This window comes from Paracraurococcus lichenis (genome assembly GCF_030657435.1).
Lineage (GTDB): Bacteria > Pseudomonadota > Alphaproteobacteria > Acetobacterales > Acetobacteraceae > Paracraurococcus > Paracraurococcus lichenis.
This window is the reverse complement of record NZ_JAUTWS010000009.1, coordinates 90,590-103,009: the sequence shown is the minus strand read 5'-3', so window position 1 is coordinate 103,009 and position 12,420 is coordinate 90,590. Positions and strand designations below refer to the sequence as shown.

Below are 12,420 nucleotides of genomic sequence, written 5' to 3'. Positions count from 1 at the left end.
GCATGACCACCGATTCCGAACTGCGCGCCATGGCGGAGGCGGCCGGCATCGCCACCACCTGGCGCGACGTGCATGGCGAGGAGAAGACCGTCTCGCCGGAGACCCTGCGGGCCGTCCTCGCCGCCCAGGGCCTGCCGGAGGATGCGGCGGAGGCGCAGGCGACGCTGGCCGCCCTGGCCGAACGCCTGCCGCCGCTGATCACCATGACCGTCGGGCCGGACGGCGTGCAGATCCCCGGCGCCGCGGTCGGCCACCGCTTCCGGCTGGAGATCGAGGGCGGCGACCGGATCGAGGGCCATCTGGAGCGCGGCTGGGGCGGCGAGGCGCGGCTGCCCGCCATCTCCACCCCCGGCTACCACCGCCTGCACCTCGACGATGCGCATTGCATCGTCGCCGCCGCCCCGCCGCGCTGCGTGACGCTGGAGGATCTGGGCGCGGCCGCACATGGCGGCCGTCTGCCCTGGGCGCTGGCGGCGCAGATCTATTCGCTGCGCTCGCCACGCGACATGGGCATCGGCGATTTCGGCGGTGTCGCGGCGCTGGCCCATGCCGCCGGCCGCCGCGGCTGCGCCGCCATCGCGGTCAGCCCGGTGCATGCCATGTTCTCGGCCGATCTCGGGAAGTACGGGCCCTATTCGCCCTCTTCCCGCATCTTCCTCAATGTCCTGCATGCCGATCCGGCGGCCGCGCTCGGCGACCGGATCCCGGAGGATGCGGGCCCGGCCGACGAACTGATCGACTGGCCCGCCGCGGCGCGCCGCAAGCTCGCGCGCCTCAGGCGGCTCTACGAGCAGGCCGCCGACCACCCGGACTTCGTCGAGTATCGCAACGAGGCCGGCGCGGCGCTCGAGGCGCATGCGCGCTTCGAGGCGCTGCACGCGCATCTGCTCGCGCGCGACCCGGCGCTCTGGCACTGGCGCGACTGGCCGGCCGAGTGCCACGCGCCGGACAGTCCGGGCGTGATGCGCTTCGCCCGCGACAACCCGGCCGAGGTCGCCTTCCACGCCTTCTGCCAGTGGCTCGCCGATGCCTCCCGCGGCGCGGCGCAGCGGGCGGCGCGCGATGCGGGCATGCCCATCGGCCTCATCGCCGACCTCGCCGTCGGCACGGATGGCGGCGGCAGCCATGCCTGGTCGCACCAGCGCGCCATCCTGCCGGACGTCTCGGTCGGCGCGCCGCCCGACGTCTTCTCGCCGCTCGGGCAGGACTGGGGCCTGACCGCCTTCTCGCCGGTCGAGATGAAGGCCGGCGGCTTCGGCGCCTATCTCGAACTGGTGCGCGCCGCCTTCCGCCATGCCGGCGGCGTGCGCGTCGACCACGCCATGGGGCTGCAGCGCCTCTGGGTCGTGCCGCGTGGCGCCGGCCCGGCGGAGGGTGCCTATCTCCGCTACCCCATCGACGACTTGGTGCGGCTGCTTGCGCTCGAATCGCATCGCCACCGCGCCGTCGTCATCGGCGAGGACCTCGGCACCCTACCGGACGGCTTCCACCACCGCATGGAGCAGGCCGGCATCCTCGGCATGAAGGTGCTGTGGTTCGAGCAGGGGCAGGACGGGCGCTTCCACAGCCCGTCGCACTGGGCGCGCAACGCGACGGCGATGACCACCACCCACGACCTGCCGACGGTGGTCGGCTGGTGGCAGGGCCGCGACATCGCCTGGCGGGAGGAGCTCGGCCTCTTCCCCGATGCAGAGACGGTGACGCGTGAGACCGAGCGCCGCGCGCAGGACCGCGCGGCGCTCTGGACCGCCTTCCTCGAGAGCGGCGCGGCGACCGGCGACCGGCCGAAGACGGCGGAGGCGCCGGCGGTGGTGGATGCCGCCCTCGCCCATGTCGGCGGCGCCGATTGCGCGCTGGCCATCCTGCCGCTCGAGGATGCGCTGGCCCTGCCGGAACAGCCCAACCTGCCCGGCACGGTGGACCAGCATCCGAACTGGCGGCGGCGCCTCGCGGGCGAGGCCGGCGCGCTGCTGGACGACCCGGCGGTGTCGCGGCGGCTCGAGATCTTCGCGGGCGCGCGGCCGCGCGCCTGAGGCGCGCCGATGACCGGAGGGCCGAAGGGGTTGCCACGAAGCGGCGCTTCGTGGGGTGCCCCGGATGGCCCGGAGGTCTGAATCGGCTTGCCCAACATACAAGGCGGCGCATCGCGCGCTCTTCGCCGGGGGCGACGGCCAGCCCGTCGCGGCGGAAGGGCCGCTCACCGGGCATGTCCTCGCCTTCCTGCGCAAGCATCGCGGACGTTCTGTACTCGTCTTGGTGACACGGCTGCCCGCGACAAGCTTGCGCGATGCGCCGCTTCCGCTGCTGCCGCCGGCGGAATGGAGCGGAACCGATCTTCGCCTGCCGCCTTCATGGGAGACACGCCACTGGCAGGAGGCGCTGACCGGGGAGGGTCCGCACGCCTCCGGCGACCGCCTGTCCGTCGGACAGGTGCTCGCGCGGCTCCCGGTGGCGCTGCTGGAGGTGGGATGATGCCAGGCGGCGAACACAAGGAGCCCTGCCCGCAGGAAGCGGGCGAGCGGCCCGGCCCTGCCCGGACAAGACGGAACCGCGCATGAGCCGGATCGTCGTCGTCTCCAACCGGGTGCCGGTGCCGCAGGGCAATGCGGGACAGGCGGGCGGGCTCGCCGTCGCCCTGCTCGGCCTGATGCAGCGGCGCGGCGGCCTGTGGTTCGGCTGGAGCGGGGCCGTCGCCGAGGGGCAGGCCGGGCCGAGCATGGTCCAGCGCGGCGGCGTCGGCTATGCGACCATCGACCTGACCGAGGCGGAGCATCGCGGCTTCTACACCGGCTACAGCAACGGCGTGCTCTGGCCGATGCTGCACGGCCTGCCGCACCTGATGAGCTTCCGGCGCCAGGACCTCGACATCTACCGCCGGGTCAACCGCCGCTTCGCCGATGCGCTGGTGCCGATGCTGCGCCGGGACGACCGCATCTGGGTGCATGACTACCACCTGCTGTCGCTGCCCGGGGCGCTCCGCCAGCGCGGCGTGCTGGGGCCGACCGGCTTCTACCTGCACGTGCCCTTCCCGGCGCCGGAGGCGGCGGCCGTCGCGCCCGGCATCCGCGGCCTCGTCCAGGATGTCCTCGCCTCCGACCTGCTGGGGTTCCAGACCGCGATGGACCGCGACAACTTCGCGGCCAGCGCCATCGGCTTCGCCGGCGCGGTGCGCACCGGCGAGGACAGGCTCGAACTCGGCGGCCGCCCGGTGCGCCTCGGCGTCTTCCCCGCCGAGATCGCCGCGCCGGAATTCGCCGCGACCGCGGCCGCGCAGCAGGCGGCCGAGCCGGTGCGGCTGCTGGCGCAGTCGTTGCGCGGCCAGGCGCTGCTGCTCGGCGTCGACCGCCTGGACCCGACCAAGGGCCTGCCGGAGCGGCTGGAGGCCTTCCGCCGCGTCGCCGCCCGCCGTACCGCCCGCAGCCTGACCATGCTGCAGATCGCCGCGCCCTCGCGCGAGGATGTCGTCGCCTATCGCCGGCTGCGGCAGGAGATCGACGCCGCCGCGGGCGCCATCAACTCCGAGTTCGGCGAGCCGGACTGGCTACCGCTGCGCCTGCTGGCGCGGCCGCAGACCCGCGACATGGTGGCGGGCTTCATGCGCCTGGCCCGCGTCGGGCTGGTGACGCCGATCCGCGACGGCATGAACCTGGTAGCGAAGGAATATGTCGCGGCGCAGGACCCGGCCGATCCGGGCGTGCTCGTGCTGTCGCGCTTCGCCGGCGCCGCCGCCCAGCTCTCCTCCGCCCTGCTGGTCAACCCGCATGACGCGGAGGGGATGGCGGAGGCGATCTGCACCGCGCTCGACATGCCGCTGGCCGAGCGGCGGGCGCGCTGGCAGGACGCCTGGGCGGCGATCGCCGAGACCTCGCCGGAGCGCTGGGGCGAGACCTTCCTGCGCGCCCTGGCGCCGGAGGACCTGGAGCGTCTACCGGTCGCCGGCACGGCCTGAGCGGACCCGCCGGGTTTCGCGGCGGAACGGGACGCCGGCCGGGCAGCGGGCGCCGCCGCTGCCGAATCCGCGGGCAGGCGTCGCGCCGGCCCCTGCGCGACGGTCGCCGCGGCCCTTCCCGCCGCGCCTCGGCGGCGGCATCCTCCGGCCGCTCAGCGACGGAGGCGGAGATGGCCGATTACGACCTGGTGGTGCGCGGCGGCGAGGTGGCGACCGGCTTCGGCACGGCGCGCTGCGACATCGGCATCCGCGGCGGGCGCATCGCGGCGCTGGCCGAGAGCATCGCCGACGGCTCGCCCGTGCTGGAGGCCGGCGGGCTGCTGGTGCTGCCCGGCGGCATCGACAGCCACTGCCATATCGAGGAGCCGGCCCGCGGCGGCTATGTCGGCTCGGGCGCCGGCGCCGCCGTCACGGTGAACGAGGAGAGCTTCGCCAGTGCCAGCACCTCCGCCTTCGCGGGGGGCACGACCTCGGTCGTCTGCTTCGTCCCGCAATGGAAGGGCGAGGGCATCCTGCCGCGCCTCGCCGATTACGAGCAGCGCGCCGCCCGCGGCATGCTGGACTACAGCTTCCACCAGATCATCACCGACCCGACCGAGGAGGTGCTGGAGCGCGAGGTCCCGCAGATCGTCGCGAAGGGCATCCGCAGCTTGAAGGTCTTCCTGACCTACGAGCCGCTGCACCTCTCGGACGAGGAGTACATCAAGGTCCTGGTGACGGCGCGCCGGAACGGCTGCCTCGTCACCGTCCACTGCGAGAACTACGCCGCCATCAAGTGGCGGACCGAGGCGCTGATCGCGGCCGGCCTGACCGCGCCGAAATACCATGCCTGGTCGCGCCCCTCGATCGTGGAGCGGGAGGCGACGCACCGCGCCATCGCGCTCGCCGAACTCGTGGACCAGCCGATCCAGGTCTTCCATGTGAGCTGCGAGGAGGCGGCGGAGGAGATCGCCCGCGCCCAGGCCCGCGGCCTCAAGGTCTGGGGTGAGACCTGCCCGCAATACCTGACGCTCACGGCGGACGACATGGACCGCCCGGGCTTCGACGGCGCCGCCTTCATGTGCTCGCCGAGCCCGCGCACGACGGCGGAGCACGCCAAGGTCTGGGAGATGATCCGCCGCGGCACGCTCGACATCGTCACCTCGGACCATTGCGGCTTCTCCATGGCCGGCGAGCAGGGCAAGGCGGCGAGCGGCCGCGACGCGCCCTTCCGCGACATCCCGAACGGCATCCCGGGCCTCGCCGCGCGGCTGCCGATCCTGTTCTCGGAGGGCGTCTCGAAGGGCCGCATCAGCCTCGACCATTTCGTGCGGCTGACCGCGACCAACCCGGCGCGGCTCATGGGCCTCGCGCCGCGGAAGGGCATGATCGCAGTCGGCGCCGATGCCGACCTCGCGCTCTGGGACCCGCGGAAGAAGGTCACCCTCACCAATGCGCTGATGCAGCACGCCATCGACTACACGCCCTATGAGGGGCTGGAGGTGACGGGCTGGCCGGTGGCGACGGTCCGGCGCGGCGCGGTTGTCATGCGCGACGGCGTGGTGCAGGCGGAGCCGGGGACGGGGCAGTTCCTGCCGCGCGGGCCCTACGACATGGTCCGGCCGCGCGGCGTGCTGGCCAACGGCTTCGACGCGGCGTCCGCACCGGGCTGAGCGCCGGCACCGCAATCCCCCGGCGCCCTCGGGCGGAACCCGGCGCCGGGGCGCGGCATTGAAGCGCATCATGCTGCGCCCCCGTTCCATCCCCATCCTCGCCATGCTGGCGCTGCTCGGCGCCTGCGGCGACTCGCGGACGCCCCAGGCCTTCGACCAGCGGATGACCGCCTATGTCGGCAGGCCGGAAGCCGAGCTCGTCGCCGGTCTCGGCGTGCCGAGCCGGACCTACGACGCCGATGGCCGCCGCCTGCTGCAATGGGACTTCCTGCAGCCGGGCGCCGGCCCGGCGGTCTATCCCAGCATCGGCCTCGGCTTCGGCGGCTTCAGCTTCGGCCGCGGCGGGGGCAGCGGCTTCGGGCTCGGCACCGGGGTCGGCGTGCCGCTCGGCGGCGCGGCGCCGCCGCAGGGCTGCTCCGTCGTGTTCGAGACGCGCGGCGGCACGGTGCAGGGCTACAACCGCAACGGGCCGGGCTGCATCGCCTGATCAGCGCGCCGCCCGGCGGCGCCCGCCGAAGGGCGCAGCCAGCAACGCGATGACCAGCCGCGCCAGGAAGGCGCCGAGCAGGATCCCCAGCACCAGCCAGAGGATGCCCGCCCGGTCGAAGGCGATCTGCGGCACATGGGTATCGAGGGCCAGGCGCAGCACCGCCCGCTTGTCGCCGAGCGGATCCTCCGACAGGTCCAGCAGGGCCGTCACCGGCCGCAGCGCCGGCATCGCCGCCTCGATCCGCTCATGCGCCGCGCGCAGCGCCCGCGCCTTGCCGATCGAGCCCTCGAGCCCCTCGGCATTGGCGGGCTCGCGCTGGCGCAGCAGGTCCAGCAGCGCCTCGTCGCCCTCGCCGACGGCGCCGTAGTGGCGGCGGGCGGAGGCGGTCCGCTGGCCGATATCGCTGCGCAGCGCCTCGGCCGCCTGCAGCAGCCCGGCGGAATAGCCATGCATGATGGCAGGCACCTGCATCAGCGCGACACCGAGCAGCAGCGGCAGCGCCACGCGCAGCGCATCCGCGAAACCCCGCCCGAGGAAGCCGAGCATCCCGCCACCCCGCCCTGCCGCGGCGCCGAGCCTAGCATCCGCCCGGCCCTTCACGCATCCTCGGCGCCGGGGAGGAACACGCATGACGCCGCGGCGGATCGCAACGGAGGTGCTGGTGGTCGGCGCGGGGCCGGTCGGCATGACGCTGGCCATGGACCTCGCCTGGCGCGGCGTGGCGGTGACCATCCTCGAGCAGCGCCGGCGCGGCGAGCCGCCGAGCCCGAAATGCAACCACGTCTCCGCCCACAGCATGGAGATCTTCCGCCGCCTCGGCGTGGCGCGGGCGCTGCGCGACGCCGGCCTGCCGCCGGACTACCCGAACGACGTCGCCTACCGGACCACGACGACGGGGATCGAGCTGGCGCGCATCCCCATCCCCTGCCGGCGGGACCGCTTCACCGCGACCGGCGGCCCCGACACCGGCTGGCCGACGCCGGAGCCGCCGCATCGCATCAACCAGATCTACCTGGAGCCGATCCTCTTCGACCACCTCGCCGGCCTGCCGAGCGTGACCATCCTGGACCGCACCCGCTTCCTCGGCTTCGCGCAGGAGGAAGGCCGGGTGCTGGCGCGGGCCGAGGCGCTGGACGACGCCGCGCCCATCGAGATCGACTGCGCCTACCTCATCGGCTGCGACGGCGGCCGCAGCGGCATCCGCCGCGACATCGGCGCGGTGTTCCAAGGCGATGCCGTGGTGCAGCGCGTGCAGTCCAGCTTCATCCGCGCGCCGGACCTGATCCCCCGCATGCAGGCGCCGCCGGCCTGGGGCACCTTCTCGCTGAACCCGCGGCGCTGCGGCAATGTCTACGCCATCGACGGGCGGGAGCTCTGGCTGGTCCACAACTACCTCCAGCCCGGCGAGCAGGAGTTCGAGGCGGTGGACCGCGACGCCTGCCTGCGCGCCATCCTCGGCGTCGGGCCGGAGTTCGAGTACAGCCTGCTGAACAGGGAGGACTGGATCGGCCGCCGCCTGGTCGCCGACCGCTTCCGCGACCGGCGCGTCTTCCTCTGCGGCGATGCCGCGCATATCTGGGTGCCGATGGCCGGCTACGGCATGAATGCCGGCATCGCCGATGCGGCGAACCTCGCCTGGCTGCTGGCGGGCGTGCTGCGGGGCTGGGCCGCGCCCGCGATCCTCGAGGCCTATGAGGCCGAGCGGCTGCCGATCACCGAGCAGGTCTCGCATTTCGCCATGAACCACTCCAATGCCGTGGCGCGGCAGCGCGGCGCGGTGCCGGCGGAGATCGAGGATCCCGGCCCCGCCGGCGAAGCGGCGCGGGCACGGGTCGGGCGCGCGGCCTATGACCTCAACGTCGCGCAGTACTGCTGCAGCGGGCTGAATTTCGGCAGTTTCTACGACCACTCCCCGATCATCGCCTACGATGGGGAGGCGCCGCCGCCCTACGGCATGGACCACTTCACCCCCAGCATCGTGCCCGGCTGCCGCACGCCCTACCTCGTGCTGCGCGACGGCCGGCCGCTCTACGATGCCATGGGGCCGGGCTTCACGCTGCTGCGGCGCGACGCGGCGGTGGACCCGACGCCGCTGCTGCAGGCGGCCGCGCGGCGCGGCGTGCCGATGGCGCTGCTGGACCTCGAGGCCGAGGCGGCGCCCGCGCTCTACCCGCAGGCCCTCGTGCTGTCCCGCCCGGACCAGCATGTCGCCTGGCGCGGCGATGCGGTGCCGGCCGATCCGCTGGCGCTGGTGGACCGCATCCGGGGCGCGGCATGAGGACGCCGCGCCGCGCGCTGCTGCTGGCGCCGCTCGCCACGCCTGCGCTCGCGCAAGGCGACTGGCCGCAGCGCCCGATCCGCATCGTCGTGCCCTTCCCGCCCGGCGGCGCCACCGACCTGCTGGGGCGGCTGGTCGCCGACGGCCTCTCTACCCGCCTCCGCCAGCCCGTGCAGGTGGAGAACCTGGCGGGCGGCGGCACCGTGGTCGGCGCCCGCGCCGTCGCCTCGGCCGCGCCGGACGGCACCACGCTGCTGCTCGCCACCAGCACCACGCTGGCCGTCGCGCCGGCGCTGCACCGCGCCCTGCCCTACGACCCCGTCCGGGATTTCGCGCCCATCGCCCTGCTGGCGACCGTGCCCTTCCTGCTGGTGGTGCGCGCGGATGGCCCGCCCGACCTCGCCGCGCTGCTGGCGGAGGCGCGGGCGCGGCCCGGCGCGCTGGCCTATGGCTCGGCCGGGCCGGGCACGCCGCACCACCTCGGGATGGAGATGCTGGCCGGCATGGCCGGGCTGCGGCTCAACCACGTGCCCTATCGCGGCAGCGCCGCGGCGCTGACCGACCTGCTGGGCGGCCGGATCACCGCCATGGTGGTGGACCTCGCCCCCGCCCTGCCGCAGCTTCGCGCCGGCGCGCTACGGCCGCTGGCCGTGACCACGGCGGCCCGGCTGCCGGACCTGGCCGATGTCCCGACCATCGCCGAGGCCGGGCTCGCCGGCTACGAGATGGGCGCCTGGCAGGGATTGCTGGCACCTTCCGGCACGCCGGGCGCCGTGGTTGCGCGCCTGGCGGCGGAGGTCCTGGCCGCGCTCGGCACGCCGGAGGGCACGCGGCGGCTGGCTTCGATCGGCCTCGCGCCCATGCTGCGCGGGCCGGAGGAATTCGCCGCCTTCCTGCCGGCCGAGATCGCGCGCTGGGCGCCGATCGTCCAGGCCTCCGGCGCGCGGGCCGAATAGGGTCAACCGTCCTCCACCACCGGCCGCCCCGTCACGAAGCGCCAGTGATGCCAGAGCAGCCGCGCCGCCAGCGACCGCCAGGGCGCCCAGGCCAGGGCGATCTCCGCCAGCGGCTTCGGCCCCGGCCGCGCCTCCAGCCCCAGCATATGCGCCGCGCTCGCCGCCAGGGCGAGGTCGCCACTTGGAAAAATGTCGGGCCGCTGCTCGGCGAAGAGCAGGTGGATCTCCGCCGTCCAGCGCCCCAGCCCCTTCACCGCGGCGATATGCGCGACCGCCGCCTCGTCCCCCATCCGCTCCAGCGCGGCGAAGTCCAGCCGCCCGTCCAGGCAGGCGGCGGCGAGGCTCCGCGCATGCGCCGCCTTCGGCCGCGACAGGCCGGCGACGCCGCAGAGCGTCGCGTCGTCCATCGCCAGCAGCCCCGCCGGCTCCAGCGCCCCCGGCAGGGCCGAGAGCCGCTTCCAGATCGCCGAGGCCGCCTGGTTGCTGATCTGCTGGCCGCAGATGGCGCGCAGCAGGCCGGGGAAGCCCTTCTGCCGCACCCGCCAGGCCAATGGCCCGGCCGCCGGCTCGATCGCCGCCAGGCGCGGATCGGCCGCGACCAGCGCGGCGATGCCGGCGCGGGCCCAGGGGGGTGCCTTGGGGAAAGGGGGTGGCGGCGGGGTGGCTGGGATCGTGGGGACCATCCCCGCCGCCATAGAGCAGTTCGGCGGCCGGCGGACATGCCCGGGGGCATGGATCCGCCTGCCGACGACTGTTGTCGCATCGCGGCGCCGGGAGGGGGATGAGAGGCGGCGCCGCCTGCCTGCCAAAGCTGCGCCCCGGATGTTGCCGCGCAAAGCCCTGGACCATGCCGAAGTGCAACAGCCTGCAACGGCCGCGGCTGCGGCAACACCCCGCAACAACCACCCGCGCAATTCTCCCACGGAACGCGCTATGTAACAGCCGCCATGGAGCCGCAACCCCATATCCTGGTCGTCGATGACGACCGCGAGATCCGCGACCTGCTCTCGAAATTCCTCGAGCGCCAGGGCATGCGCGTCTCCGCCGCCCGCGATGCCAAGGAAGCGCGGAAGCTCTGGCCGCTCGGCCGCTACCACCTGGTGGTGCTGGACCTCATGCTGCCGGGCGAGAGCGGCCTCGACTTCGCCAAGTGGCTCCGCGGCCAGGGCGAGGTGCCCATCGTCATGCTCACGGCAATGAGCGAGGAGACGGACCGGATCGTCGGACTGGAGCTCGGCGCCGACGACTACCTGGGGAAGCCCTTCAACCCGCGCGAGCTGCTGGCCCGCATCCGCGCCGTGCTGCGCCGGGCGAACGGGGAGCCGGGCGCGGTGAAGGAGCCGCCGGCCAAGGCCATCCGCTTCGCCGGCTGGACGCTGGAGCCCGCCCGCCGCCGCTTGCTGAACCCCGACGGCGCCGAGGTGCCGCTGACGGGCGGCGAGTACGAGCTGCTGCAGGTGCTGGTGGAGCGCCCGAACCGCGTGCTGACCCGCGACATGCTGATGGACCTGCTGCGCGGCCGCCAGGCCGGGCCCTTCGACCGGGCGATCGACGTCGCCGTCTCCCGCCTCCGCCGCAAGCTGGAGGATGACGGGCGCAACCCGAGCCTGATCAAGACCGTCCGCGGCGGCGGTTACGTGCTCGCCGCGACGGTCGAGAAGGGGTGAACCGGCTCGCCCCCCCGGCGGCCGCCGCGCCGCCGCCGCGCAGCCGCTGGCCCCTCTGGCCGCAGAGCCTCGCCGGCCGCACCGCGCTGGTCCTGCTGCTGGCGCTGGCGGTGGTGCAGGCGGCGGGGCTGACCATCCATGCCCTCGACCGCGTGGACCTGCAGCGCTTCGCCCAGGCGCGGGAGATCTCCCAGCGCGCCATCAGCGCCTGGCGGACGGTGATGATCGCCCCGCCCGAGCGCCGCGCGCAGATGCTGGCCGAGCTCGAGCTGCCGCAGGGGCTGCACGTCACGTTGGACGAGGTCCCGCTGGCGCGGCCTGAATATCCGCCCATGCCGCTGCCGATCGCGAGGCTGCTGCGGCTCGACCTCTTCGCCGGCGGGCCGCCGCGCGTCCGGCCGCGGGAGATCCTCACCGCCTGGATCCCCGGCGGCCCGACCTTCGTCGCCAGCCTGCGCCTGCCGAGCGGCGAGTGGCTGAACCTGCGCATCAGCCTGCCGCCGCCGCGGCCCTGGCATTCCGAGACCTTCCTGATCGCCTTCGGCGCCATGACGCTGGCGGCGGGGCTGCTCATCCTCTGGGCGGTGCGGCGGCTGACGCGGCCGGTGCGGGCGCTGGCCGAGGCGGCCGAGCGGCTGGGTCGCGACGTCAATGCCCCGCCTTTGCCGGAGCTGGGGCCGAGCGAGGTCGCCACCGCCGCGCATGCCTTCAACACCATGGCCGAGCGCATCCGCCGCTTCGTCGGCGACCGCACGCAGATGCTGGCCGCCATCGGCCATGACCTGCGCACGCCCATCACCCGGCTGCGGCTCCGCGCCGAGTTCATGGACGACGACGAGCAGCGGCGGAAGATGCTGGCCGATCTCGACGAGATGGAGGCGATGGTGGCGGCGACCCTCGCCTTCGCGCGCGACGAGAGCGCGGCGGAGCCGACGGCGGCCGTCGACATCGCCGCGCTCTGCCGCACCGTGCTGGACGAGGCGGCGGATGCGCATCCCGATGTCGCCGAGGCCATCGCCTATGCCGGGCCGGAGCGGCTGGTGGCGCCGGTGCGGCCGGTGGCGCTGAAGCGGGCCATCGCCAACCTGGTCGGCAATGCGCTGACCTATGGCTCGGCGGCGCGGCTCACCCTTTCGCCCGCCGAGGGGCCGGGCCGGCCGGTGCGGCTGACCATCGAGGATGACGGGCCGGGCATCCCGGCGGGGGAGCTGGAGGCGGTGTTCCAGCCCTTCCGCCGGCTGGAGGGCAGCCGGAACCGGGAGACCGGCGGCACCGGCCTCGGCCTGCCGATCGCCCGCAACATCTTCCGCGCGCATGGCGGCGACGTGGTGCTGCGCAACCGGCCGCAGGGCGGGCTGGCGGCGGTGGCGACGCTGCCGGGGTAAGAAAAGAAAGCCGGGGAGGAAATGCTTTCCTTCCCAATCTTTT

Annotated in this window: 11 protein-coding genes; 9 read left to right on the top strand and 2 right to left on the bottom strand. The window is 74.4% G+C overall.

What is annotated here, in order from left to right; genetic code table 11:
• Window positions 1-2: 2 nt before the first annotated feature.
• From malQ to Q7A36_RS11590, 5 genes are all read left to right on the top strand, one after another.
• On the top strand, window positions 3-2,033 hold the full coding sequence (gene malQ, locus Q7A36_RS11610) for a 4-alpha-glucanotransferase (protein WP_305103856.1): 2,031 nt from the start codon (window positions 3-5) through the stop codon (window positions 2,031-2,033).
• 55 nt (window positions 2,034-2,088) lie between these two features.
• A complete protein-coding gene (locus Q7A36_RS11605; protein WP_305103855.1) occupies window positions 2,089-2,472 on the top strand; it encodes a hypothetical protein in 384 nt (127 codons plus the stop codon).
• 82 nt (window positions 2,473-2,554) lie between these two features.
• Complete coding sequence (locus tag Q7A36_RS11600; protein WP_305103854.1) at window positions 2,555-3,949, top strand: alpha,alpha-trehalose-phosphate synthase (UDP-forming); 1,395 nt, start codon at window positions 2,555-2,557, stop codon at window positions 3,947-3,949.
• Window positions 3,950-4,119: 170 nt separating this feature from the next.
• The gene (hydA, locus tag Q7A36_RS11595) at window positions 4,120-5,601 is read left to right on the top strand and encodes a dihydropyrimidinase (protein ID WP_305103853.1); all 1,482 of its coding nucleotides are present in this window, start codon (window positions 4,120-4,122) and stop codon (window positions 5,599-5,601) included.
• A gap of 70 nt (window positions 5,602-5,671) precedes the next feature.
• On the top strand, window positions 5,672-6,088 hold the full coding sequence (locus tag Q7A36_RS11590; protein WP_305103852.1) for a hypothetical protein: 417 nt from the start codon (window positions 5,672-5,674) through the stop codon (window positions 6,086-6,088).
• On the opposite strand, the gene Q7A36_RS11585 is transcribed toward Q7A36_RS11590, so the two are convergent.
• Window positions 6,089-6,637 carry a DUF2937 family protein gene (locus Q7A36_RS11585; RefSeq protein ID WP_305103851.1) on the bottom strand — a complete coding sequence of 183 codons (549 nt, stop codon included), beginning with the start codon at window positions 6,635-6,637 and terminating at the stop codon, window positions 6,089-6,091.
• Window positions 6,638-6,719: 82 nt separating this feature from the next.
• Between Q7A36_RS11585 and Q7A36_RS11580 the strand changes: the two genes are divergently transcribed.
• A complete protein-coding gene (locus tag Q7A36_RS11580; protein ID WP_305103850.1) occupies window positions 6,720-8,369 on the top strand; it encodes an FAD-dependent oxidoreductase in 1,650 nt (549 codons plus the stop codon).
• Window positions 8,366-9,325: a Bug family tripartite tricarboxylate transporter substrate binding protein gene (locus tag Q7A36_RS11575; RefSeq protein ID WP_305103849.1), complete on the top strand. Its 960-nt coding sequence runs from the start codon at window positions 8,366-8,368 to the stop codon at window positions 9,323-9,325. The genes Q7A36_RS11580 and Q7A36_RS11575 overlap by 4 nt, the downstream gene beginning before the upstream one ends.
• 2 nt (window positions 9,326-9,327) lie before the next feature.
• Here the strand turns inward: Q7A36_RS11575 and Q7A36_RS11570 are convergent, their stop codons facing one another.
• On the bottom strand, window positions 9,328-10,008 hold the full coding sequence (locus tag Q7A36_RS11570) for a DNA-3-methyladenine glycosylase family protein (RefSeq protein ID WP_305103848.1): 681 nt from the start codon (window positions 10,006-10,008) through the stop codon (window positions 9,328-9,330).
• Between the two features lie 264 nt (window positions 10,009-10,272).
• On the opposite strand from Q7A36_RS11570, the gene Q7A36_RS11565 reads away from it, so the two are divergent.
• On the top strand, window positions 10,273-10,992 hold the full coding sequence (locus Q7A36_RS11565) for a response regulator (RefSeq protein ID WP_305103847.1): 720 nt from the start codon (window positions 10,273-10,275) through the stop codon (window positions 10,990-10,992).
• On the top strand, window positions 10,989-12,377 hold the full coding sequence (locus tag Q7A36_RS11560) for an ATP-binding protein (RefSeq protein ID WP_305103846.1): 1,389 nt from the start codon (window positions 10,989-10,991) through the stop codon (window positions 12,375-12,377). The genes Q7A36_RS11565 and Q7A36_RS11560 overlap by 4 nt, the downstream gene beginning before the upstream one ends.
• Window positions 12,378-12,420 lie beyond the last annotated feature (43 nt).

Coding starts and splice junctions, on each gene's coding strand:
- Q7A36_RS11580 (WP_305103850.1), top strand. CDS start 6,720: ATGACGCCGCGGCGGATCGCAACGGAGGTGCTGGTGGTCGGCGCGGGG.
- Q7A36_RS11590 (WP_305103852.1), top strand. CDS start 5,672: ATGCTGCGCCCCCGTTCCATCCCCATCCTCGCCATGCTGGCGCTGCTC.
- Q7A36_RS11570 (WP_305103848.1), bottom strand. CDS start 10,008: ATGGTCCCCACGATCCCAGCCACCCCGCCGCCACCCCCTTTCCCCAAG.
- Q7A36_RS11575 (WP_305103849.1), top strand. CDS start 8,366: ATGAGGACGCCGCGCCGCGCGCTGCTGCTGGCGCCGCTCGCCACGCCT.
- Q7A36_RS11585 (WP_305103851.1), bottom strand. CDS start 6,637: ATGCTCGGCTTCCTCGGGCGGGGTTTCGCGGATGCGCTGCGCGTGGCG.
- Q7A36_RS11565 (WP_305103847.1), top strand. CDS start 10,273: ATGGAGCCGCAACCCCATATCCTGGTCGTCGATGACGACCGCGAGATC.
- malQ (WP_305103856.1), top strand. CDS start 3: ATGACCACCGATTCCGAACTGCGCGCCATGGCGGAGGCGGCCGGCATC.
- hydA (WP_305103853.1), top strand. CDS start 4,120: ATGGCCGATTACGACCTGGTGGTGCGCGGCGGCGAGGTGGCGACCGGC.
- Q7A36_RS11600 (WP_305103854.1), top strand. CDS start 2,555: ATGAGCCGGATCGTCGTCGTCTCCAACCGGGTGCCGGTGCCGCAGGGC.